This window comes from Salinimonas sediminis (genome assembly GCF_003429285.1).
Classification (GTDB): Bacteria; Pseudomonadota; Gammaproteobacteria; order Enterobacterales; family Alteromonadaceae; genus Alteromonas; species Alteromonas indica.
In genome coordinates, this window is record NZ_CP031769.1 from 3,621,381 (window position 1) to 3,644,820 (window position 23,440).

Below are 23,440 nucleotides of genomic sequence, written 5' to 3' on the forward strand. Positions count from 1 at the left end.
CCCAGGGCCCGGATCACTAAGAGTCTTATTACGTTGAATAATCATCAGAATCGAACATTGTCTATACCGGTTAACGCCCGGTTTGCTGCCATGTTTAGTTTAATACTGTTACTGAGCGCTTATAGTGAATCGGTGTTTGCCCGCGCATTAACAGACTGGCCTGAACCCATTTTAAAAAGTTTGAAAGGTGTAAGGGATAATCCCCGTCAGGTACTTGATCAAATTTTGCCACCAAACAATACGAAAACAGCAATTGATGAGGCGGGTCAGCATTTTGTGGCCAGTCGCGCTTATTCATCATTGATACTGCATAACAAGGCACTGGAACAGGCTGAGCAAGGGTTAGCCCTGCTTGAGCACGACCAACAGCCCTGGCTATTTCATTATTTACAGCTTGCACAGGCTGAGGCACTTAAAGGCCTTGGCCGGGCTCGGGAAGCTGAGCTGCAGGTTGCCCAGGCTATCCGCTGGGCCAGACACAATGACTCCGCTGAATTATTGGCCTATGCACTTAGCGTAGCCGGTTATATGAATTTAACCCTCAGCGAGACTGATAAAGCCCTGGGTCGGTTTCAGGAAGGGTATCGGTTAGCCCAGGATAACGCGTTGCGATTGTCTCCTGCCGATTTCAGTGGAATGATTGCGTTGGTCTATGAGTACCGGGACGAACCTGCCCTGGCCATACCGTATTTTGAAGAAGCGCAGGCGTACTATGAAAAACACCAGCGCCGGCTTGAGCTGGCCAATACGATGTTCGGCCTGGGACGTAGCTATCTTAAACTTAATAAACAGCAGGTGGGCCTGGAACTCTTGGTCAAATCGGCCCGACTGGCGGTAAATATTAAGGATATTCAGGGCGCTGCGTACAGTTATCAACAAATCTCTGAAGTGTTGATAGAGCGTGGTAATTTAGACGAAGCAGGCTCCTACCTAGTGGATGCACTTCGATTATTTGAAGAAGCGAAAAATCCCTATCAACAAATAGGGGTGCTCCTGGCGCAAGCCAGAATCGGGCTGATTGAAGGCGCTGCGCCGTTAGCGCTAGAACGTATTGAAGCCGCCCAACTGCTGGCTGACGGCGATGCATTTCTGCCACACAAAGTACAAATCAGTAAGTTAAAAGCGGAAGTTTTTGCTGCATTAGGAGAATACCGAGAGGCCTATCAGTTAATTTTGACCATGTTGGCAGATGAACGCCGCTTGCAGCAGGAACAAAATAGCCAACGGCTAATAAAACTTAAAACCGCGTTCGAAACTGAACAACAGCGATCGCAAAATGCGCTGCTGCAAGAGCAAAACCTACGGCAAAAGGCCGAATTAGAAAGCGAGCGAAAACAACGCGGTTACACTGCTATCGTGGTGACGTTACTGGCCGTCATCTGCTTACTGCTGATGTGGCAACATCAGATTAGCAAACGTCACCAAAGAAAATACGAAACTCTGGCCAATAAAGATGGGCTGACCGGCCTGCTAACCCGCCGAAAAACCCTGGAAGATGTGGGTCAGCAACTTAACCTGGCACACCGCCACAACGAGTACATGACCTTGGCCCTCCTGGATCTTGATCACTTTAAACATATCAACGATACCTGGGGACACCAGGCAGGAGATGACATATTAAGAGGGTTTTCAGCGTTGGCGAACAAATCATTTCGCGGTACAGACATTCTGGGCCGAATTGGCGGAGAAGAGTTTCTGTTTGCTTTCCCTCATACCTCTATCGACGATGCGGTTAAGCTGCTGAACCGGTTTCGTGAAATCGTAAAGGATGTGCCTGCACGTATCGGCCGTGAAGACATAACCTTATCAGTATCGATAGGTTTGGTTAGCGGCGATGAAAGCGAGGACACCGCGCAGTTGATGAACCTGGCAGACGAGGCGCTCTATGTCGCCAAAGCCGCGGGCCGTGACTGTATCAGGGTTTACCAACAGGCGGTTGCCAGAACCTCGTGAGGCGGCCGTTACCCGCCGCCCATGGCCTGGGTTTTATTTTAACCCGCCGAGTGGTGCGCCGCGCCAATCAAGAGCTTGTTGAGTTATGGCTGGCGACCGACACCGGGCCTGTGTGCCTATACTCTACCCCGCAGCAAAATGTGTGTTTTGTGCATACCGCCGATGCGCAAAAGGCATGTCAACTGCTGCTGCAACAGCGCCTATCGGTTGACTTACTGCCGGATACCTACCGTACTCTTAATCAACAGCCTGTCAGTTTATTACGTTACAGCCCTGATGGGCTTACGCAGTCGGTGCGGCAATTATTAAGCGCCCAAGGAATCGTACTTTACGAAGGTGACATTAAGTTAGCTGACCGTTTCTTGATGGAGCGCTTTGCATACGGCAGCATTCGCTACAAAGGCCACCCTCAACAGGGAAATATCCTGCATAACGTCACCCTGCGCGGTGCGTCATATCGTCCTTTATTACGTTCTTTAAGCATCGATATAGAGTGTGATGAGCGTGAAAACCTATATAGCATCGGTTTCAGCGCACCTGACTTAAAACATGTTCTATTGGTTTACCCCACCCCGGTAGTTACACCAGCCAATAGCGATTTCATAGTAGAAGTTGTACCAAATGAAAAAACGCTACTGCAACGGTTAGTCGATATAGTCGTGAACTACGATGCCGACGTGTTGCTAGGCTGGAATGTAAAGCAGTTTGATTTTGCGGTTTTATACCGATGTGCCCGGCGCCACCATATGCAGTTAGCTATGGGGCGAAACGGTAGTGTATTAACGGTACGCCAATGGGAAAGCGGCACAATAGCTGACTTACCGGGACGTGCCCTGGTGGATGGTATCGAGGCACTCAAAACTATGACCTATCAATTCGATAGTTTTAGCCTGGATGCTGTCGCTGGCACACTGCTTAATCGTGGTAAGCTGGTTAAAGAAGACGATCAATTAGCTGCTATTAAAGCACTGTATAAACATGACCCCCTGCAGTTGGCTCGCTACAATATTGAAGACTGTGAGTTAGTTAACGAGATTGCTGCCCATACCCGGTTTATCGACTTTCTGGTTCTGCGAAGCACCCTAACCGGTTTAGACATGTCGCGTCCCGGTGGTTCGGTGGCTGCTTTTATCAACGTTTATTTGCCCCGCCTACACCGCCAGGGCTATATCAGCGGTATACGACCTCAAGATGGGGGGCTGGCAAGTCCCGGCGGTTATGTTATGGCGTCCCGCCCTGGCCTGTATGATTTCGTTCTGGTACTCGACTTCAAAAGCCTGTATCCGTCTATAATACGCACCTTCAAAATAGACCCTATGGGCTTAGCAGAAGGTCTGGCTAACCCAACAACTGCTATTGAAGGCTATAAAGGGGCTCGCTTTTCCCGCGATGCGCATTTTTTGCCCGAGATAATTGCCAACTTGTGGAAACAGCGTGATGAAGCCAAGCGCCAGCAGGATGCGCCCCGCTCTCAGGCCATTAAAATATTAATGAATTCATTTTACGGTGTATTGGGTAGTGGCGGCTGCCCTTTTTATGATCCCAGACTCGCCAGCTCTATCACATTGCGGGGCCACGATATCATGCAAACCACGGCGCAATGGATAGAGGCAGCAGGGTATGATGTTATTTATGGCGATACCGACTCGACCTTCGTACATTTATCTCAGGTGCATAGCCGCGAAGAAGCTTGTCAGATTGGTAAACAATTAGAGCAGCAAATTAACCAGCGATGGCAACAGCGGCTTAATAAGGACTTCAACCTTGATTGTTTCTTAGAGATCGAATTTGAAACCTGTTTTGATAAGTTTTTCATGCCGACGATTCGTAATTCCGAACTTGGCAGTAAGAAACGCTATGCTGGGCTGATTGATAGCCAAGCGCAACCACCTAAAATAGTATTCAAAGGTCTGGAGAATGTCCGCTCAGATTGGACCTCTCTGGCTAAAACATTTCAGCAGGAGCTATACACCCGGGTATTTACTGGCAAAGCTGTAGAGCGCTATATTCTTGATACGGTGGCGGCAATTTATGCAGGGCAGTTTGACGAGCTACTTATTTATAAGAAACGCCTGACTAAGCCTCTGGCTCAGTACACAAAAAGTGTTCCGCCCCATGTAAAGGCTGCGCAACAAGCGGAGCTATTCAATCAGACAAACGGTTTACCCTTGCAATATCGAAATAAAAGCGCGGTAAAGTATGTCGTTACCCTGGCCGGGCCCCAGACGTCTGACCGGCAAAAAGCCCCGTTGGATTACGAACATTATATAGAAAAACAGATCCGCCCTATAGCCCAAAGCATTTTACCTGTTATAGGTCTCTCTTTTGATGAACTCACCGCTCAACAAATGGGCTTGTTTTAAAACATATATCCTGTGTAATATAAAACTGGTCGTGCTCTGCTGGTAATAAATTCTTTCCTGTCGCATGCTTATGGAGAGGGTTAATTATTTCACGCTGTTCTCCTCGCCTAGCCTCGCTAGTTTGTTGAATGTTGCTTTATCAACCAGCGTATATGACGACCCGCTCACACTATTCGAAGTTTATAAGCGTATAGACCGGGCAGAACGGGATTATTTGTGGTTATTAGGTGCGTAGATTGATATTAATTTGATAAGGGATAATCATGAACCAGGTTCAAAAAGGTATTGTTTCATTTCATATTAGTCTGGCACTATTTTCTATTATGGCAGGGGTATTACTGTTTGTGTTTGAGCATATTAGTCAGGCGCAAATATTAACAATGGCATTGCTCAGTATGCTGTCAGCCGAATTTTTGTATTTTGTTAAGACCCGGCTATTTAACGATAAACCCAAACCATCAACATCGCAGCATTAGTTGTACTAACCTGACCAACACCATCACGTCCCGATGGTGTTGCGCGTCAAAAGCTGTTTAGTCATTATAAGTTTATTGCATTATCTGATCTGCTCGATTTCTTCTGAAGTTTGAGCGGGCTTCTTCGTAGAATAGGCCTGCTTCACAGCGAGCCGTGGCGGCTGTGCTACACAAAACACTATCCTGACCCTTATGCTTTATTTTGTCACAGCCACAAAAAAAGCTCCTGTCTTTCGACAAGGGCTTCTTCGTAGAATAGGCCTGCTTCACAGCGAGTCGTGGCGGCTGTGCTACACAAAACACTATCCTGACCCTTATGCTTTATTTTGTCACAGCCACAAAAAAGCCCACTCAATCGAGTGGGCTTCTTCGTAGAATGGGAGTCTGGCGGTGTGCTACTCTCACATGGGGAAACCCCACACTACCATCGCCGCTAATACGTTTCACTTCTGAGTTCGGAATGGGATCAGGTGGTGCCGTATCGCTATGGCCGCCAGACAAAAACTTTTTGTGCAGAATACGTTTTATATTCTGCGTAAGGAGGACCTGCTGTGCGCTTAAGAGCGCGGCCTGTCAGCCTTACTTTAAAAACTTAACAATTCGGGAAATCTGATATTCAATCAATCATTGAGTAACGTTGCTACTCTCACTTGTTTTAGCTTGTCTCTACCACAACCCGCAGCGCATGAAGCCGCTTAGGGTTGTATGGTTAAGCCTCTCGGGCAATTAGTACAGGTTAGCTTAACGCCTTACAACGCTTCCACACCCTGCCTATCAACGTTGTAGTCTACAACAACCCTTCCGGACTTTAAAAGTCAGGGATGACTCATCTTGGGTTCGGCTTCCCGCTTAGATGCTTTCAGCGGTTATCCGTTCCGAACGTAGCTACCGGGCAATGCTATTGGCATAACAACCCGAACACCAGCGGTTCGTCCACTCCGGTCCTCTCGTACTAGGAGCAGCTCCCCTCAATCATCCAACGCCCACACCAGATAGGGACCGAACTGTCTCACGACGTTCTAAACCCAGCTCGCGTACCACTTTAAATGGCGAACAGCCATACCCTTGGGACCGACTTCAGCCCCAGGATGTGATGAGCCGACATCGAGGTGCCAAACACCGCCGTCGATATGAACTCTTGGGCGGTATCAGCCTGTTATCCCCGGAGTACCTTTTATCCGTTGAGCGATGGCCCTTCCATACAGAACCACCGGATCACTATGACCTACTTTCGTACCTGCTCGACGTGTCTGTCTCGCAGTTAAGCTAGCTTATGCCATTGCACTAACCTCACGATGTCCGACCGTGATTAGCTAACCTTCGTGCTCCTCCGTTACTATTTGGGAGGAGACCGCCCCAGTCAAACTACCCACCAGACACTGTCCACAATCCCGATAAGGGACCTATGTTAGAACATCAAACATACCAGGGTGGTATTTCAAGGTCGGCTCCACGCAAACTGGCGTCTGCGATTCAAAGCCTCCCACCTATCCTACACAAGTAGGTTCAATGTTCAGTGCCAAGCTGTAGTAAAGGTTCACGGGGTCTTTCCGTCTAGGTGCGGGTACACAGCATCTTCACTGCGATTTCAATTTCACTGAGTCTCGGGTGGAGACAGCGTGGCCATGGTTACACCATTCGTGCAGGTCGGAACTTACCCGACAAGGAATTTCGCTACCTTAGGACCGTTATAGTTACGGCCGCCGTTTACCGGGGCTTCGATCAAGAGCTTCTCCGAAGATAACCCCATCAATTAACCTTCCGGCACCGGGCAGGTGTCACACCCTATACGTCCTCTTTCGAGTTTGCAGAGTGCTGTGTTTTTAATAAACAGTCCCAGCCACCTGGTCACTGCGGCCCTCATTCGCTCAAGGAGTAAATCCTATCACCAACAAGGGCGTACCTTCTCCCGAAGTTACGGTACTATTTTGCCGAGTTCCTTCACCCGAGTTCTCTCAAGCGCCTTAGTATTCTCTACCTGACCACCTGTGTCGGTTTGGGGTACGGTTTGTATAATCATAAGTTTAGAAGCTTTTCCTGGAAGCAGGGCATCAACAACTTCACTCCCTTGGGAGCTCGTCTCGTGTCTCGACTTTAAGTGTCCGGATTTACCTAAACACTCGGTCTACGCACTTTCACCTGGGCTACCAACGCCAGGCTTGCCTAGCCTTCTCCGTCCCTCCATCACTGATTATACAAGTACGGAAATATTAATCCGTTTCCCATCGACTACGCATTTCTGCCTCGCCTTAGGGGCCGACTTACCCTGCCCTGATTAGCATGGGACAGGAAACCTTGGTCTTCCGGCGTGGGGGTTTTTCACCCCCATTATCGTTACTCATGTCAGCATTCGCACTTGTGATATGTCCAGCAAACCTCTCGATTCACCTTCATCCACTTACACAACGCTCCCCTACCCAGAGGACATCCTGAATGCTACTTCTTCGTTCTTTATCTTCACCACCTTGTGATGAACGCTTTACCAGCGGCTGCTTACGCAGGTCGCTGTTAGCTTAAATAGCATTGAGTGATGTCCTCTGCCGCAGCTTCGGTATATTGCTTAGCCCCGTTACATCTTCCGCGCAGGCCGACTCGACTAGTGAGCTATTACGCTTTCTTTAAAGGGTGGCTGCTTCTAAGCCAACCTCCTAGCTGTCTGTGCCTTCCCACATCGTTTCCCACTTAGCAATATTTTGGGACCTTAGCTGGCGGTCTGGGTTGTTTCCCTCTCCACGACGGACGTTAGCACCCGCCGTGTGTCTCCCGGATAGTTCTCATTGGTATTCGGAGTTTGCAAAGGGTTGGTAAGTCGGGATGACCCCCTAGCCTTAACAGTGCTCTACCCCCAATGGAATTCATCCGAGGCTCTACCTAAATAGATTTCGGGGAGAACCAGCTATCTCCCGGTTTGATTGGCCTTTCACCCCCAGCCACAGGTCATCTCCTAACTTTTCAACGTTAGTGAGTTCGGTCCTCCAGTTGATGTTACTCAACCTTCAACCTGCCCATGGCTAGATCACCGGGTTTCGGGTCTATACCTAGCAACTAAACGCGCAGTTAACACTCGCTTTCGCTACGGCTCCGCTATTTGCTTAACCTTGCTACTAAATATAAGTCGCTGACCCATTATACAAAAGGTACGCAGTCACACCACGAAGGTGCTCCCACTGCTTGTACGTATACGGTTTCAGGTTCTATTTCACTCCCCTCACAGGGGTTCTTTTCGCCTTTCCCTCACGGTACTGGTTCACTATCGGTCAGTTAGGAGTATTTAGCCTTGGAGGATGGTCCCCCCATATTCAGTCAGGATAACACGTGTCCCGACCTACTCGATTTCACATTAAATTCGCTTTTGTGTACGGGGCTATCACCCGGTATCGCGCCACTTCCCAGAGGCTTCCACTAACTTATAAAATGCTTAAGGGCTAATCCCCGTTCGCTCGCCGCTACTAGGGGAATCTCGGTTGATTTCTTTTCCTAAGGGTACTTAGATGTTTCAGTTCCCCTCGTTCGCCTCGCTACACTATGTATTCATGTAGCGATACCTGTAAACAGGTGGGTTTCCCCATTCGGACATCTGTGGCTCAAATGCATTTTGTCGGCTCACCACAGCTTTTCGCAGACTTACACGTCCTTCATCGCCTCTAACTGCCAAGGCATCCACCGTATACGCTTTGTCACTTAACCATACAACCCCAAGCAGCCTTTTGACTTCTGCATTGGTCGGTGAATTAACACCTGCTGTATGATGACAAGCTAATCGATAAATCGCCTTGCTATCTCATTGACAATCGGACTTGCCGATTGGCACGCTTTTCAGCGCTTTTTCGATAACAAGTAATTTAAGTCAAGTAGAGAGTAGCGTGATTGAAAGAACATCTTTCGATATTCAATTCTCAGTTACTCAATTTTGATTGATTACTAATTAATATCAGCTTTCCAAATTGTTAAAGAACGTTGGATATTTCCTGCTAAAAGCAGTACTTTTATCCTTAGAGTAAAAAACCCTAATCAATGCTTACTGAAACAGTAAATATTCATTAGGATTCCGATTTTCCTGGCAACCGGTTTTCTTTCGCATTTCTTCTCTGATTGAGGCATCGGATTGCGTAGTGTGCTTATCAGCACATGAGCAATTCGATAACGAAAAGCAGGGAAGAAATGGTAGGCTTGGGCAGACTTGAACTGCCGACCTCACCCTTATCAGGGGTGCGCTCTAACCAGCTGAGCTACAAGCCTGTTCTAGCTTTTCGCTTTGTCTTGACTGAATACCTTTATTTCATCGCTTGTCAGTCACATACGCTACGTATGCTCCTTCCTCACTCTTCAAGTTGGTATGCATTCAAACCAAATCGCTTTGCTATAACCTTCTTTCAGCAATCTGACTCTATTTGATTCAGATAGTGGACTGAAATGGTGGAGCTAAGCAGGATCGAACTGCTGACCTCCTGAATGCAAATCAGGCGCTCTCCCAGCTGAGCTATAGCCCCATAAAAACGGTCGTTCTTCTTTTCTATAACAAGACTATCTGTGTGGACACTACGCTAAGAGTGCTCGTCGATTCTTTTGGTAAGGAGGTGATCCAACCGCAGGTTCCCCTACGGTTACCTTGTTACGACTTCACCCCAGTCATGAAACACAAAGTGGTAATCGTTCTCCCGAAGGTTAAACTAACTACTTCTTTTGCATCCCACTCCCATGGTGTGACGGGCGGTGTGTACAAGGCCCGGGAACGTATTCACCGCAGTATTCTGACCTGCGATTACTAGCGATTCCGACTTCATGGAGTCGAGTTGCAGACTCCAATCCGGACTACGACATACTTTAAGGGGTCCGCTCCACATCACTGTCTCGCTTCCCTCTGTATATGCCATTGTAGCACGTGTGTAGCCCTACACGTAAGGGCCATGATGACTTGACGTCGTCCCCACCTTCCTCCGGTTTGTCACCGGCAGTCTCCTTAGAGTGCCCAACTAAATGCTGGCAACTAAGGACAAGGGTTGCGCTCGTTGCGGGACTTAACCCAACATCTCACGACACGAGCTGACGACAGCCATGCAGCACCTGTGTCTGAGTTCCCGAAGGCACCAATCCATCTCTGGAAAGTTCTCAGCATGTCAAGTGTAGGTAAGGTTCTTCGCGTTGCATCGAATTAAACCACATGCTCCACCGCTTGTGCGGGCCCCCGTCAATTCATTTGAGTTTTAACCTTGCGGCCGTACTCCCCAGGCGGTCTACTTATCGCGTTAGCTTCGCTACTCACGCCTTAAAGGCACAAACAGCTAGTAGACAGCGTTTACGGTGTGGACTACCAGGGTATCTAATCCTGTTCGCTACCCACACTTTCGCACATGAGCGTCAGTCTTTGGCCAGGGAGTCGCCTTCGCCACTGATGTTCCTCCAGATATCTACGCATTTCACCGCTACACCTGGAATTCCACTCCCCTCTCCAAGACTCTAGTCTGCCAGTTCTAAATGACCGTCCCAGGTTGAGCCCGGGGCTTTCACATCTAGCTTAACAAACCGCCTGCGTGCGCTTTACGCCCAGTAATTCCGATTAACGCTTGCACCCTCCGTATTACCGCGGCTGCTGGCACGGAGTTAGCCGGTGCTTCTTCTGTGGGTAACGTCACAGCTAACGGGTATTAACCGTTAACCTTTCCTCCCCACTGAAAGTGCTTTACAACCCGAAGGCCTTCTTCACACACGCGGCATGGCTGGATCAGGGTTGCCCCCATTGTCCAATATTCCCCACTGCTGCCTCCCGTAGGAGTCTGGGCCGTGTCTCAGTCCCAGTGTGGCTGATCTTCCTCTCAGAACAGCTAGAGATCGTTGCCTTGGTGAGCTCTTACCTCACCAACTAGCTAATCTCACTTGGGCCTCTCTTTGCGCCAGAGCCCGAAAGCCCTGTTTGGTCCGTAGACATTATGCGGTATTAGCCACCGTTTCCAGTGGTTATCCCCCTCGCAAAGGCAAGTTCCCAAGCATTACTCACCCGTCCGCCACTCGTCATCTTCTAGCAAGCTAGAAATGTTACCGTTCGACTTGCATGTGTTAGGCCTGCCGCCAGCGTTCAATCTGAGCCATGATCAAACTCTTCAATTAAATATATCGAAAACTTTTTATGAATCGTCGGTTGACACTCTTAACGAGTGCCCACACAGATTGTCTTGTTATAAATTGTTAAAGAACATTTTGACAGCCGGCATGCCGGCTGGCACGCTTTTCAAAGTAAACTACTGTTTATTTTTACTTCACGCCTTGCTTCGTTTCTCCCCGAAGCGGGATGCGCATTCTACGCGTTTCGTTTTCTGCGTCAACACTTTTTTGAAAGTTTTTTCTAAAAGCGCTTGCTTGGAAAACTACACTTCGAATTGGCTGCTGCCCTCTCGAAACGTGGGGCGCATTCTACATGAGGATATTGCGCCGTCAACACCTTTTTTATCCTTTTACGGGGTTTTTATACTTTATTGATTCAAACGCCCATTTTTCCAACAAACCTTGTGCTAAACTTGGCCTTTAGTCTACATCTGTGACAGATTGTTGTTCAAATTGTTACAAGTGAGTAAACTATAACCAGCCTCCAAGTATCATCTATAACAATATAAAGGTAGGTTTATGAAAGTTGGCTTTATTCAATGCGCTATTATTAGCGTAATTTTCGCGGTTATCGGCTATCTGGTATTTTCTTCTTCTGGTATGGAAACAAGTTTACCGTTAACTGTAGCTGCATCTTTATTATTTAGTGGCATCGTTACGCCCTATCTTGCTTCGCTATTCGGCACCTCGGCAATTACCGCCGAACCTGAAAGTGGAGTTAGCGGCGAAACGGCGACGCTGTATGTGGGTAATCTGCCATATAAAGCGAACGAAGATGCTGTAAAAGAGTACTTTAATAGCTACGTCAATGTGCAGTCTGTTCGACTGATGAAGGATCGAAGAACGGGCAAGCGCAAAGGTTATGGTTTTATTGAAGTGGTTACCAGTGATGTCGACCAGGCAATAACTGAACTGAACGATAAGGTTTTCCTGGAACGAACATTAAAGGTACGTCCCGCCAAAGAAAAAGGCGAAATGGAATAGCAAAAAACCTGGGGAAACCCAGGTTTTTTTTACTCTTGAATCAGGCTAGCTTACATTCACCTATACGCTAGTTACGATAGCCGTGAGGTAATTACGTATTACTCTTTCACATCCAAGGCATTACTTAGCTGTTGATTAAAGCCAGTAAAGCGATTAATCGCACTGATGAGATCAGGTGTATGCACTTCTTGCATTTGATTAATAATACCTTGTACCAGTGAGCCAATGTCCTGCTCGGTGGCTAACGTCTGCTCTGCCTGCTCGCGGTTGTTCAACATTTTTTGGATATAGTCAGCAATAGCAAATTCCCCCTCCCGCTTAGCCAGTTCCTCACCGGAAAGCCCCTGGACACTTTCATATGCTTTCACAACACTGGAACTTTGGGTTCGGGTAAGTTGCATGGCATAGCCGGCTAACACCTCTTTATCAAAGGTAAGGCCATTAGCTTGCTCGAAGGCTTTATCTATATCACCATCAAAAAATGTTGTCGCCAGATCGTAGGTACTGTTTACCAGTTCCGTAATGCCTGCCAGCTCTTGCTCGTTCAGCTCGCCGCTAATTGAAAAGCTAAAACTACTGGTGGCCTGCCATTGAGCACGACTATAAGTTTCGGTATTACTATTGGTGGAGCTGGCGTCCGGCTCAGAAGCCGGGGTGGCTTGCGAGGGTCCATATTGTTGGTACTTCGCTGTTTGAACATCTGCAAACCGGACTGTTACTTCGTCGCCTTCCCGGGTGCGGATAATCAGGTCGCCCTCACGGCTGTTTAACTGTTCTAGCTGGGTTGCGGTTACTACTGGCGCACGGCCAAATACATCGTCTTCCAACGCTACCATTTTATTTTCAATCAGAGATTCACTATCGGTGATCCCCTGACTAATATCATCGTTTAACCAGCCGGACAGATCCTGACGGGCTTGAGCAATCCCTTTAGCTACGCCTTCTCTGGCTTGCCCAAACAAGGATTGAAGCTGCTCTTTTTCTGCTCCACCAGCCGCCGCTCCACGTATAACTGAACCAACAAAGCCCATCACATTTTTAGCAACTTCTTCAAAATCAAATAGGTTTTCGTCTTTGGGCGGCTTTTCGCTTGGTAGAGGGCGCTGACCATCAATTTCCACATTGGATGCCAGGGCCCGATTGACCACTTTGTAGCTAATAGTAGTTTGCGAAGCAGAAACTGTTACCGATGTTTCCTGCTGCATAAACTGGGCTGCTTGCTGCAGGCCTTGCTGCTGCAACTGCTTTTTATGCGCTGTAACAGGGTTTACCGGCGCTGCGGTTTCAGCTTTGGCATTAGTAATTTTATCAACATTCATAACAGTGTCCTCACTCACCTCACCCTAGGTTATCGGCCGCAGAGCCCATTTGTTTAATTTTAGAACAAGACATTTTATAAAAGCCATTGCAGTGCGTATAAAAGACTCTACAATTCGCTCCCTTTAAAAAGTGATTTCGGAGAAAATAATGGCGCAGACCGACCATAGTGAAGCCTACAATAGTCAATTGCAGGAAAAATACGAACGGTTAACCACACTGCTGGCACCATTTGCTGCCCCCGAGCCGCAGGTCTATGCCTCCGCAGAGCGCCACTATCGGATGCGAGCAGAATTCAGGGTCTGGCATGAAGGTGAGGATCTCTACCACATTATGTTTGACCAACAAACCAAAGAGAAATACCGGGTAGATACCTTTGATGCTGCCAGCAAGACTATCAATCAAGCTATGTCTGCGCTGATTGCCTTGCTTAAGGTCACGCCGGTCCTGCGTAATAAACTGTTTCAAATAGATTATTTGAGTGGTCTGAGCGATGAACTGGTGATTAGCTTGTTGTACCACAAAAAGCTTGAAGACGAATGGCAACAGGCTGCAGAACAGTTGCGAACGACACTGGGTGATACATTTGCAGTAAATATTATTGGCCGCGCACGCAAACAGAAAGTCGTTATTGGTAATGATTATATTATTGAAGGCTTACCCGTAAATGGCCGCATGTACTACTTTAAGCATATTGAAAATAGTTTTACCCAGCCTAACGCTCAGGTTAATTGCAATATGATTGAGTGGGCCTTGGCGGTCTGCGGTAACCCCAATCGGGATTTACTCGAACTGTACTGTGGGGCAGGAAATTTTTCCTTACCAATGGCCAGCCAGTATCGCAAGGTTATCGGCACTGAAATTGCCAAACCCTCTGTCGCGGCGGCGCAGTTCAATATTGATAAAAACCAGCTAGAAAATGTTGATATTGTAAGATTGGCTGCCGAAGACTTCACTGCTGCCATGAATAATGAGCGGCAGTTTACCCGACTGGAAGGTATAGATTTGTCCAGCTATGACTTTGCCACGGTGTTGGTCGACCCACCACGCTCTGGCCTTGATGAAGCGTCGCTGAAGATGATTCAAGCCTATGATGAAATTGTGTATATCTCGTGTAACCCGGAAACACTTTCGGAGAATTTGCAGCTGTTGTGTGACACGCACACTATTACTGCCTGTGCGCTGTTTGATCAGTTCCCGTTTACCCATCACATAGAAACCGGGGTCAAACTGGTCAGGAAATAGCTTATTCGGCGTGGGCCGGGGCATTACTTTTGGCCCGCCCGGTACGGTTGGCGTAGGTTGCTGCGCCTAGCTGCACAAAGCGCAACTGCGCTTTCACCCGCCGTCCAATTTCGCCCCGCATTGAGGGGTCTGCCTCCAGGGTTTCAGCACCGGCACTAAATACCAACCGCACCATTGCTTCTGCCTGTAAACTTGCAATGCTATGGTCAATGCTTTGGCGTTCGACGATGTAGTCGGCCAACTCTTCCACGAAATGTTGAATTTCCCTAAGCACAGCCATCCGATAAGCCGCTGAAGTCCCGGTATGCTCGCGTAGCAGCAACCGAAATACATTGGCATTCGCACAGATAAATTCTATAAACGTGTCGACCGAAATATCGATTACTCCTCCGCCTGACGCAATACGGCTTCGAGCCTGACGCATGAGCTGTCGTAACGCTAAACCTGCTTCATCGACCAGGGTTAACCCCAATTCATCCATGTCTTTAAAATGACGGTAGAATGAGGTGGGCGCTATCCCCGCGGCCCGCGCAACTTCACGTAAACTAATAGCCGATAAACTGCGATTATCATCCAGCAACGCAAATGCTGCCTGAATAATATTTTGGCGGGTTTTTAATTTCTGTTCCTGGCGACTCAAAATAACCTCCTGCAAGACACACAGAGTTTACCTGAGATAATCGTAAAGCTCGACTTTGTATATCTCACTGTTTCTTGGAAGGTTTATAATCTATAGCAGGTTTTGTCTCCCTGAGAGGACAAAATATGCCTATACTTTATGCTGAAAAGGGGCCGTTTTACTTTACTAACACGGCTTTTCCCGCTAAATTAGCGTACAGTTGTAAGCTGAGTTGTGATTAATGAAAAAACCACCAATTATTCTTACCAATGTCCTGGTCTTTATTATCACCGGAGCCATTGCGTTTATCGGCGTGCCTGTGTGGGCTGCCTATATCGGTTTTGATACCGTGGAAATCATTACGGCCGTCGTGCTGTTTTACTTTACTGGTATGTCTATTACTGCTGGTTACCATCGCCTGTGGTCTCATAAAACCTATGATGCCAATATAGTGGTTAGAGTGGTACTGGCTATCGGCGGCGCGATGGCGCTGCAAAATAGTATACTGCACTGGTGTTCTGATCATCGAATTCATCATCGTCATGTGGATGATAACGACAAAGACCCTTATTCGGCCCGGAAGGGTTTGTGGTTTGCTCATATTGGCTGGATGCTGCGTGAGTACCAGTCACATCGATATGACGACTACCGTAACTGCAAAGACTTGTTAAAAGATCCCGTCGTGCAATGGCAGCATAAGTATTATCTACCTATTGTGCTGGCATCAAACTTCGGTATTACCGCCTTTTTAGGTTGGTTGAATGGCGACATTCTTGGCATGATTTTGTTTGCCGGTGTCTTCCGCCTGGTTATGGTTCACCATGTTACTTTCTTTATTAATTCGCTGGCGCATTTTTGGGGTCGGCAACCGTATACCGACAAAAATACTGCACGGGATAACGGGATATTGGCTTTCTTCACATTTGGCGAGGGCTACCATAACTACCATCATATTTTCGAATATGATTACCGAAATGGCATTCGGTGGTGGCAGTTTGACCCTACCAAATGGTTGATAAGAGGTTTATCCTTTGTAGGGCTAACGTATAACTTGCGCCGGGTACCGGAAGAGCGTATCGAAAAAGCGCGTTTGGCGATGCAGCTACAACAAGCCAGCGCTAAAGTATCGCAACTGCCCAATGCTGAAGAAGTTATGCAAAAAATTCAGGCTGAATATGACTTATTAATGCAGCGGATGTCGGAATACTACACGGCGAAAAAACGGCTGATGAAAGTCCGTCAAAAGTGCATCAAACGAAGCATGGAAAGACTGGAACTGGACTTTAAATATAAAGAGCTTAAAAACAGTCTGGCATTACAGCGTGAAAAATGGCTGAAGCTGCAGGAAACCAACTTTGCATTAAGTTGAGTTTTTGACATACCGGTCATTCGAAAGGCGTTTCTGATCAACAGGTACGCCTTTTTTATTGCCTAAAATTCCCTACCTCACCCCTTTCTGGGGGTAAACCCCTATGTCATGAATCCCTATTAAATGGCGTAATAAATCTTTGCATTTTTGCTTATTTGAGCGACACTTAGCTATAACAAATAGATATTCAGACTTACTTTTTATATGCAGGTTGCATCGTCACTTTGTTGCATAACAGGGATCTTTTTTTAGCAGGACACAACGATGAATGATGATTCACTTTTTACCTTTGCAGAAGAAATAGAACAGTCGCCCTCTGACCCTGCGGTTTCGGGTGAATGGTTAGTCTTGAGTGTGGAAGATGATCCCGGCTATCAGCAGTCACTCGAACTTGGCCTACGGGGCTTAACCGTAAATTCGTTACCTATTCGGCTACTCACAGCCAGTTCAGCCGCACAAGCTGCAGCAATTATTGCTGAACATGATGATATCGCCGTCATTTTGCTCGATGTAGTTATGGAACATGATGACGCGGGGTTATTCCTGGTAAATACCATTCGCAATGTGCTGGGTAATGAACTGGTGCGGATAATCCTTTTGACTGGCCAGCCCGGAATGGCGCCGCGTCTGGATACCATGCGCGATTTTGACGTAGATGAATACTGGAACAAAGTCGACCTGACGGCAGAAAAATTACGTAGCGTAGTTACCAGTAATATTAAAACCTGGGATTCATTGCACGAGCTGGCGGTGGCAAAACGCGGTTTGCAGTTAATTGTAGATGCATCCCGTAGCATTACTGCCCGCCAGGAAATACACAGCTTTTCAGATACGGTGCTAAAAGAAATCACCCGCATTATCGGGGTGGATGATAGCGGCGGCGTGGCCTGCATTCACTATCCTCAATCTATGGCAGTTAGCTATAGTCCGATTGTGGCTTCTAGTGGCGAATTTGCAGACAATCAGGCGGCGGCGCTTAGCGGGTTGCTCACTTCACTGGAAGAAACCGAACAACAGCTATTAAGCAACGCCATTGATAATGCAATCACCCAACGGGAACATCAGTTTGCCGACCACTGGACCGTGCTGTACTTTAGTACCCAGGAGCTGGACGACCGACGGTATCTGATTATCGTGAAGTCGGCGGTTACGCTTCAACTTAGCCACATAACCTTGCTTATGGTATTTAGCCAAAATATCGGCAACGGGTTTACCAACCTGGCACTACTTAATAAGCTCACCTCCCTGGCGTATTACGACACACAGCTGGCCATACCCAATAGAAACTGGCTGGAGCGCGAGTTAAACACCACTTCCCAGGAAGATAAGAACAACTCGATCATTCTGCTTTTTCGGGTGAACGACTTTTTCACTAACGAAATTATGCTGGGCAGCGAGTTTATGCGCGCTATGATGGCTAGCTTGTTAGACGTAATACGGGCCCAGGTCCCCGGCCATTATGCCATAGCCCGGCTAGATGAAGACTGCCTGGCGATGCTAATACATAAACCGGATGCGCCAGACAAGAACGCCCTGCTAGCATTAACTGAGCAGTCTGTGGTAGTGAATGAAATTACCCACAAAATGCTACTTTCTGTGGCGTATATGGATTTAAGCCTGGTGGCCCGGGAAAATGCCGAACAGGCTATTCGGTTATCCGAGGCTACACTTCACGAGGCTAACCGCCACGGGGAGTTGGTGCGCTTTTACAATGCCGAGTTACTCCAGGCGCTGGAAAATCGCTACACGTTGCTTAAACATTTGCGTGATGCTATTACCGAAGGCGATCAATTACGCGTGTATTACCAGCCAAAGTTCAACATGCATACCGGTAAGGTATGCGGCGCCGAAGCCTTGGTTCGTTGGCAATATGATGCAGACACGCTGTTAGCACCTGACCAGTTTATTCCGCTAGCCGAAACATCCGGGCTGATTACTAAGATTGATACCCGGGTAATGGAAACGGTATTTGCAGATGTCGCACGTTTACAAAGCAGTGGTTTTGCCCTGCCAGTCTCATTTAATGTGTCGAATCTGGATCTATTGGCGCCAGAATTTTTAGGTAGCCTCGAAAGCCTGTTATTACACAGCAAGCTTACCGCGTCCTTGTTTGAAATCGAAATAACCGAAACCCAGGCAATGCAAAATTATGAAGCTGTAGCGCCCGTGTTAAGCCGGTTAGTGAAATTAGGTGTGAAAATCAGTATTGATGACTTTGGTACCGGTTATTCTTCCCTTGCCCATTTTACCAAACTCGCTGCTACCGTACTAAAAGTCGACAAGAGCTTTGTTGCACAGCTAGCTGGCAAAGACAAAGAAAACGCCTTAGCGGTGATTAAAATGGTGCGTAATTTTGCTGAACAGTTCGGTGCCATTGTGGTAGCAGAAGGCATTGAAACCGAAGAGCAACGGGCTATATTAACTGATAACGGCTATCAGATAGGCCAGGGCTATCTGTTTTCACGCCCGATCCCCTTTAGCCAGTTTGAAACTCTACTGGCGCAGGAAAAGCAGCTAACCTTGTCACGATGAAAGCACATTACCATTACTTCATTACGCAACCACGGTTATGGTGGTGGGTGCTGTGTATTTGTATATTGTCGTTTTTAGCCGGTTTTGTGCAGTACGAAAAAAATCTAGAGGGACAATTGGAGCAGCTTGAGACAGAACATATCAATATGCTGTCTTCAGCAAATTCTATATTCAGTCGGGAATTAGGCGATCTACGCAACAGTACGCGGTTACTGGCCTCTCATTTACAAGACTTGATTACCGATACCCCCGAGGATGGGGCTAATGTGGAAGCCGTGTTTCAGCGGGTAGGCAGTATTTTACCTAAAGTATCCCAAATTCGTTGGCTGGCGCTTAACGGCGATGAGATATTTCGGGTCGACTTTAAAGGTTTAGACGTGACTGCAGTGCCCCCGGTCAGCCTACAAAATAAGCGAAACAGGCCTTACTTTAACCGCATAAGCCAAACCTTGCCCGGTGAATTGATGTTAAGCAAAATCAATCTCAACGTCGAAAATGGTGATGTGGTGATGCCCTTTGAACCGACGATTCGTGCATTGATTCACAGCCCCGCCAATCATCCCTTGGGCGAAGGTTATCTGGTAGTCAACTTTAGGCTCACCGCACTTTTCAGCTTTCTTCATGGCCTGAACCAACCCTCCACAGACTTACTGGTTGCTTATGGTCAGGATAGCTGGTTAATGCATTACGATAAGTCATTAGAATGGTCCACCAGCCTTAACACCCGCCCGGCTAATATTGCCATTAACACCCCCAATTTATGGGCCTACTTAAGCCAGGCTAAAGCCGTATCGGTTAAGACTTTTAGCAATGGCGATGTGTTTAGTGCTAACCAGACATCCATTCGCTACAGTGAAAAAGACGGGGACCATGAGCGTATCTATTTCATCGCGCGAACGCAGTCCCATGTGTATGCCGCGATGATTGAAAAAGCGCTGATACCGGCCGGCATTACAGCAGTACTGGTATTCTTATTGTGCTGTATTTTACTTTATCGCGAAATTGCGTTGGGACTGACCCTGGAAAAGCTAACCGCCGCATTAAACCGTGAAAAAGACGAACTGGCCAATGCGTTACGATTACAAAAACAGTTGCAGGATGAATTGGTAGAAACAGAGAAAATGGCGTCGTTAGGCATGTTAGTCGCCGGTGTTGCGCATGAAATGAACACCCCGTTAGGCGCCGCTGTTATGTCTGTAAGCGACATACAAACCCGGCTGGACACCTTGCGCAGCGAAATTGCCCAGGGCCTGAAGAAATCCACGTTGGATAATTACCTTAATAGTACGGCGGAAACCACTCGGCTCACCTTATCTAACCTGCAGCGGGCCAGCTCGCTGATTAAACGATTTAAACGGCTGGCGGTCGACCGCTCCAGCGAAGACTGTACCCAGTTCAATTTGTATCAATGCATCAACGATTTACTGCGCGCTATGCAGCCCCAACTCAAACAGCATAATATCAATGTTGAAATACAATGCTCTAAAACCATTTATATGAATAGTTTTCCGGGTATTTTGTCGCAAATATTGCAAAACCTGATCAATAACTGTGTGCACCACGCCTTTGATAATGTACGCAATCCCGCCATTACTATCGATGCCCATGCTGATGGTAACACCATCAGGTTAACCGTAGCAGACAATGGCCAGGGTATTAGTGAGGAAATGGTGAAAACCATTTTTGAACCGTTTATTACCACTAACCGCAAGCAAGGTAATACCGGTTTAGGATTACATTTGGTGCACCAATGGATTAGTCAGGTTATGGCCGGCAAAATACAGGTAAGAACAGATACCGGTACACAATTTATTATGTATTTACCTGTCAGTGTCAAAACCGGCGAAGATGACTGATTAACGTATAATTTTTTTCCAGTCATAAAGTTGCTAGACTCTGTGATAACAAATCCCCAAGCTATGGCTACCCTACCTAGGTAGCCATAGCTGGCAATGTGTATTTTAAGCTAAAGCGAGTACAGCATTATGACAAAGAAAGCTACCAGCGCCCCCAAGACTTCTCCTAAATACCAGTTTGACGCCATTGTTATTGGTACTGGCCCCGGCGGAGAGGGGTTGGCAATGCAGCTTGCTAAGGCCGGCAAAGAGGTCGCTGTGGTAGAACGTTACGAGGCCGTAGGCGGGGGTTGTACCCACTGGGGCACCATTCCCTCTAAAGCATTACGTCATTCGGTTAGCCGGTTAATAGAATACAATAACACTCCGTTGTTTTCGGAAAACCATATCAATAGAAACGTGACGTTTTCAGAAATTATGCGCCACGCCAGCGGGGTTATTCAAAGCCAGTCTAAACTACGCTCGTCGTTTTATGATCGGAACCGGGTTTCACTGTTTCATGGTGAAGCCAGTTTCGTCGACAAAAATACCTTGAAAATCGTCCGTCATGACGGCTCTCAGGAAACGATCAGCGCGAAGCAAATAGCCCTGGCGACGGGATCACGGCCTTATTGCCCCGAAGATATAGATTTTTCTCATCCGCGTATTTACAACTCTGACACCATTTTAAATATGAAGCACGACCCTAAGTCGATAATTATTTATGGGGCCGGAGTTATAGGTTCTGAATACGCCAGTATCTTTCGCGGCATGGGGGTTAAAGTTGACCTGGTTAATATGCGTGAACGGCTACTGTCGTTTCTGGACGCTGAGATTTCAGATGCCTTAAGTTACCACCTGTGGAATAACGGCGTGGTGATCCGCAATAACGAAACCTATTCGTCGGTGGAAGGGCGCGATGACAGCGTAATACTCAATCTGGAGTCGGGTAAACGCATGCGGGCTGATTGTTTACTCTTTGCCAATGGCCGAACTGGCAATACAGATATGCTTAACCTCGCCGCTATCGGATTAGAAGCTGATTCACGAGGCCAGGTTAAAGTAAACGAGCATTACCAGACTGAGGTAGATAACATCTATGCGGTGGGCGACGTAATCGGCTACCCCAGCCTGGCCTCTGCGGCATACAATCAAGGCCGCTTTGCCGCTGAAGCAATGTTAGAAGGTAAAGCGAATGCAGGGTTGGTAGAGGATATTCCTACGGGAATTTATACGATTCCTGAAATCAGCTCGGTGGGTAAGACCGAACAGGAACTCACCGATATGAAAGTTCCTTATGAAGTGGGCCGGGCGCAGTTCAAACATCTTGCCCGGGCGCAGATTGCGTCGACCCAGGTAGGCAGCCTTAAAATTCTCTTTCATCGGGAAACCAAAGAAATTCTGGGTATTCATTGCTTCGGAGAACGGGCCTCTGAAATTGTGCATATCGGCCAAGCCATTATGCAGCAGAAAGGCGAAGCAAATTCGCTGGATTACTTTGTAAATACCACCTTCAACTATCCCACCATGGCAGAAGCCTATCGCGTAGCGGCGCTCAACGGCCTCAACCGCATATTCTAAACACAAAAAAACCGGCCTGAAGGCCGGTTTTTTTTGTATTGATGCGGAAAAATTAGTTTTTCGCGGTAAGCTTGTTCGTTGCCTGTAACGCATCGCGGTGAGCCACGATGTCTATCTGCATTTTACGTGGATCAAATGTCATCGTTGCAATAGCATATTCGCCCCGCGCTTCATTCGCGTGATCGAATACTTGCTGCTGAGCTTCCTGGAAGCGCATATTACCGGTGATCTGATCAGACATACACTGGCTATTTACTTCAAAGGTCTCAGAATCCATGCAACTAAACAGTTGATTATTACCGGATTCCGCATGCGCAATACTTGTTGTTGTCAGTAGCGCTAGGCCAATTATTAATTTACGCATGGTTTTACTCCTGTGGTACAGTAGGTTACTGTATGAATCAGCATACTGTACAAACGGGAATTTTGCAAATTTAGATCATGCCTATGTGACAGCTTTATGACAGGTTGTAAATTAATGGCAAAAAATACCGAAACGTTTGAACAGCTAATGACCCGGGTTCGCCAATGTACATTATGTCAGCGCGACCTTCCTCAGCCTCCAAGACCCGTACTATCAGCCTCTGCACAAAGCAAAATTATCGTAATAGGACAAGCACCGGGTATTGTAGCCCACGATACTGCGACGCCGTGGAATGACAGAAGTGGCGATAGATTACGCAATTGGATGGGTATAGACAGAAATACCTTTTATAACAACCAACTCATTTCACTGATTCCAATGGGATTTTGCTTCCCCGGGTATAAAAACGGGGCGGACGCCCCCCCTCGTAAAGAATGCGCGCCCACCTGGCATCATTTGTTACTAGCCAATATCGACCCAGAACTGGTGTTGCTGGTAGGAAGATATGCTCAGCAGTATTATACTAAACACCATAAAACCTTAACCGAGGGTGTGCGACAGGAAGCTCACGCCCCGGGTAAATTTATGGTACTCCCCCACCCGTCGGGACGTAACAACCGGTGGCTAACGAAAAATGCGTGGTTCGAACAGGATGTAGTGCCCTTATTGCAGCACCGCGTGGCTGCATTACTATCACGTTAAT

General features: G+C 47.4%; 13 protein-coding genes, 2 tRNA genes and 3 rRNA genes. 10 read left to right on the top strand and 8 right to left on the bottom strand.

Annotated elements, in window-relative coordinates; all coding sequences use genetic code 11:
• The first annotated feature begins 90 nt into the window (after positions 1-90).
• From D0Y50_RS15895 to D0Y50_RS15905, 3 genes are all read left to right on the top strand, one after another.
• Positions 91-1,953 (top strand): diguanylate cyclase, encoded by a 1,863-nt coding sequence (locus D0Y50_RS15895; protein WP_117317900.1) that lies wholly within the window; start codon positions 91-93, stop codon positions 1,951-1,953.
• The gene (locus tag D0Y50_RS15900) at positions 1,950-4,316 is read left to right on the top strand and encodes a DNA polymerase II (RefSeq protein WP_232366287.1); all 2,367 of its coding nucleotides are present in this window, start codon (positions 1,950-1,952) and stop codon (positions 4,314-4,316) included. Before D0Y50_RS15895 ends, D0Y50_RS15900 begins: the two co-directional genes overlap by 4 nt.
• 263 nt (positions 4,317-4,579) lie before the next feature.
• A complete protein-coding gene (locus D0Y50_RS15905; RefSeq protein WP_108567284.1) occupies positions 4,580-4,792 on the top strand; it encodes a hypothetical protein in 213 nt (70 codons plus the stop codon).
• Between the two features lie 382 nt (positions 4,793-5,174).
• Here the strand turns inward: D0Y50_RS15905 and rrf are convergent.
• From rrf to D0Y50_RS15930, 5 genes are all read right to left on the bottom strand, one after another.
• A 5S ribosomal RNA gene (rrf, locus tag D0Y50_RS15910) occupies positions 5,175-5,290 on the bottom strand.
• 207 nt (positions 5,291-5,497) lie between these two features.
• Positions 5,498-8,479 (bottom strand): 23S ribosomal RNA (locus tag D0Y50_RS15915).
• A gap of 475 nt (positions 8,480-8,954) precedes the next feature.
• Positions 8,955-9,031, bottom strand: a tRNA-Ile gene (locus D0Y50_RS15920).
• 175 nt (positions 9,032-9,206) lie between these two features.
• Positions 9,207-9,282 (bottom strand) — tRNA-Ala (locus D0Y50_RS15925).
• An 80-nt stretch (positions 9,283-9,362) separates the two neighbouring features.
• Positions 9,363-10,897: ribosomal RNA gene (locus D0Y50_RS15930) — 16S ribosomal RNA — on the bottom strand.
• The 16S, 23S and 5S rRNA genes sit together here with 2 tRNA genes alongside, the layout of an rRNA operon.
• 513 nt (positions 10,898-11,410) lie before the next feature.
• On the opposite strand from D0Y50_RS15930, the gene D0Y50_RS15935 reads away from it, so the two are divergent.
• Positions 11,411-11,875, top strand: a complete 465-nt coding sequence (locus tag D0Y50_RS15935; RefSeq protein WP_108568456.1) for an RNA recognition motif domain-containing protein — start codon at positions 11,411-11,413, stop codon at positions 11,873-11,875.
• A 98-nt stretch (positions 11,876-11,973) separates the two neighbouring features.
• Here the strand turns inward: D0Y50_RS15935 and D0Y50_RS15940 are convergent, their stop codons facing one another.
• Positions 11,974-13,194: a DUF5610 domain-containing protein gene (locus D0Y50_RS15940; RefSeq protein ID WP_108568455.1), complete on the bottom strand. Its 1,221-nt coding sequence runs from the start codon at positions 13,192-13,194 to the stop codon at positions 11,974-11,976.
• 148 nt (positions 13,195-13,342) lie between these two features.
• On the opposite strand from D0Y50_RS15940, the gene trmA reads away from it, so the two are divergent.
• Entirely contained in the window at positions 13,343-14,437 is a 1,095-nt protein-coding gene (gene trmA / locus D0Y50_RS15945) for a tRNA (uridine(54)-C5)-methyltransferase TrmA (RefSeq protein ID WP_108568454.1), read from the top strand.
• 1 nt (position 14,438) lies between these two features.
• Here trmA and fabR read toward each other — a convergent pair whose 3' ends face one another.
• Positions 14,439-15,077: an HTH-type transcriptional repressor FabR gene (gene fabR, locus D0Y50_RS15950; RefSeq protein WP_108568453.1), complete on the bottom strand. Its 639-nt coding sequence runs from the start codon at positions 15,075-15,077 to the stop codon at positions 14,439-14,441.
• Between the two features lie 220 nt (positions 15,078-15,297).
• Here fabR and D0Y50_RS15955 point away from each other — a divergent pair, with 220 nt between their 5' ends.
• The 4 genes from D0Y50_RS15955 (at position 15,298) to sthA (ending at position 22,373) form a co-directional block, all read left to right on the top strand.
• The gene (locus D0Y50_RS15955) at positions 15,298-16,425 is read left to right on the top strand and encodes a fatty acid desaturase (RefSeq protein ID WP_108568452.1); all 1,128 of its coding nucleotides are present in this window, start codon (positions 15,298-15,300) and stop codon (positions 16,423-16,425) included.
• A 264-nt stretch (positions 16,426-16,689) separates the two neighbouring features.
• Positions 16,690-18,957, top strand: coding sequence for a putative bifunctional diguanylate cyclase/phosphodiesterase (locus D0Y50_RS15960; protein WP_108568451.1), 2,268 nt, complete (start codon positions 16,690-16,692; stop codon positions 18,955-18,957).
• Positions 18,954-20,813, top strand: coding sequence for a sensor histidine kinase (locus D0Y50_RS15965; protein ID WP_108568450.1), 1,860 nt, complete (start codon positions 18,954-18,956; stop codon positions 20,811-20,813). Before D0Y50_RS15960 ends, D0Y50_RS15965 begins: the two co-directional genes overlap by 4 nt.
• Positions 20,814-20,942: 129 nt before the next feature.
• Positions 20,943-22,373, top strand: a complete 1,431-nt coding sequence (gene sthA / locus D0Y50_RS15970; RefSeq protein ID WP_117317903.1) for a Si-specific NAD(P)(+) transhydrogenase — start codon at positions 20,943-20,945, stop codon at positions 22,371-22,373.
• A 52-nt stretch (positions 22,374-22,425) separates the two neighbouring features.
• Here sthA and D0Y50_RS15975 read toward each other — a convergent pair whose 3' ends face one another.
• Positions 22,426-22,737 carry a pyridine nucleotide transhydrogenase gene (locus D0Y50_RS15975; protein ID WP_108568448.1) on the bottom strand — a complete coding sequence of 104 codons (312 nt, stop codon included), beginning with the start codon at positions 22,735-22,737 and terminating at the stop codon, positions 22,426-22,428.
• Between the two features lie 114 nt (positions 22,738-22,851).
• Here D0Y50_RS15975 and D0Y50_RS15980 point away from each other — a divergent pair, with 114 nt between their 5' ends.
• Complete coding sequence (locus tag D0Y50_RS15980) at positions 22,852-23,439, top strand: uracil-DNA glycosylase family protein (protein WP_108568447.1); 588 nt, start codon at positions 22,852-22,854, stop codon at positions 23,437-23,439.
• Position 23,440 lies beyond the last annotated feature (1 nt).

Bases quoted from the DNA above. Each gene is read 5' to 3' on its own strand.
- D0Y50_RS15895 (WP_117317900.1), top strand. From the start codon at position 91: ATGTTTAGTTTAATACTGTTACTGAGCGCTTATAGTGAATCGGTGTTT.
- D0Y50_RS15905 (WP_108567284.1), top strand. From the start codon at position 4,580: ATGAACCAGGTTCAAAAAGGTATTGTTTCATTTCATATTAGTCTGGCA.
- D0Y50_RS15935 (WP_108568456.1), top strand. From the start codon at position 11,411: ATGAAAGTTGGCTTTATTCAATGCGCTATTATTAGCGTAATTTTCGCG.
- D0Y50_RS15940 (WP_108568455.1), bottom strand. From the start codon at position 13,194: ATGAATGTTGATAAAATTACTAATGCCAAAGCTGAAACCGCAGCGCCG.
- trmA (WP_108568454.1), top strand. From the start codon at position 13,343: ATGGCGCAGACCGACCATAGTGAAGCCTACAATAGTCAATTGCAGGAA.
- D0Y50_RS15955 (WP_108568452.1), top strand. From the start codon at position 15,298: ATGAAAAAACCACCAATTATTCTTACCAATGTCCTGGTCTTTATTATC.
- D0Y50_RS15960 (WP_108568451.1), top strand. From the start codon at position 16,690: ATGAATGATGATTCACTTTTTACCTTTGCAGAAGAAATAGAACAGTCG.
- D0Y50_RS15965 (WP_108568450.1), top strand. From the start codon at position 18,954: ATGAAAGCACATTACCATTACTTCATTACGCAACCACGGTTATGGTGG.
- sthA (WP_117317903.1), top strand. From the start codon at position 20,943: ATGACAAAGAAAGCTACCAGCGCCCCCAAGACTTCTCCTAAATACCAG.
- D0Y50_RS15975 (WP_108568448.1), bottom strand. From the start codon at position 22,737: ATGCGTAAATTAATAATTGGCCTAGCGCTACTGACAACAACAAGTATT.
- D0Y50_RS15980 (WP_108568447.1), top strand. From the start codon at position 22,852: ATGGCAAAAAATACCGAAACGTTTGAACAGCTAATGACCCGGGTTCGC.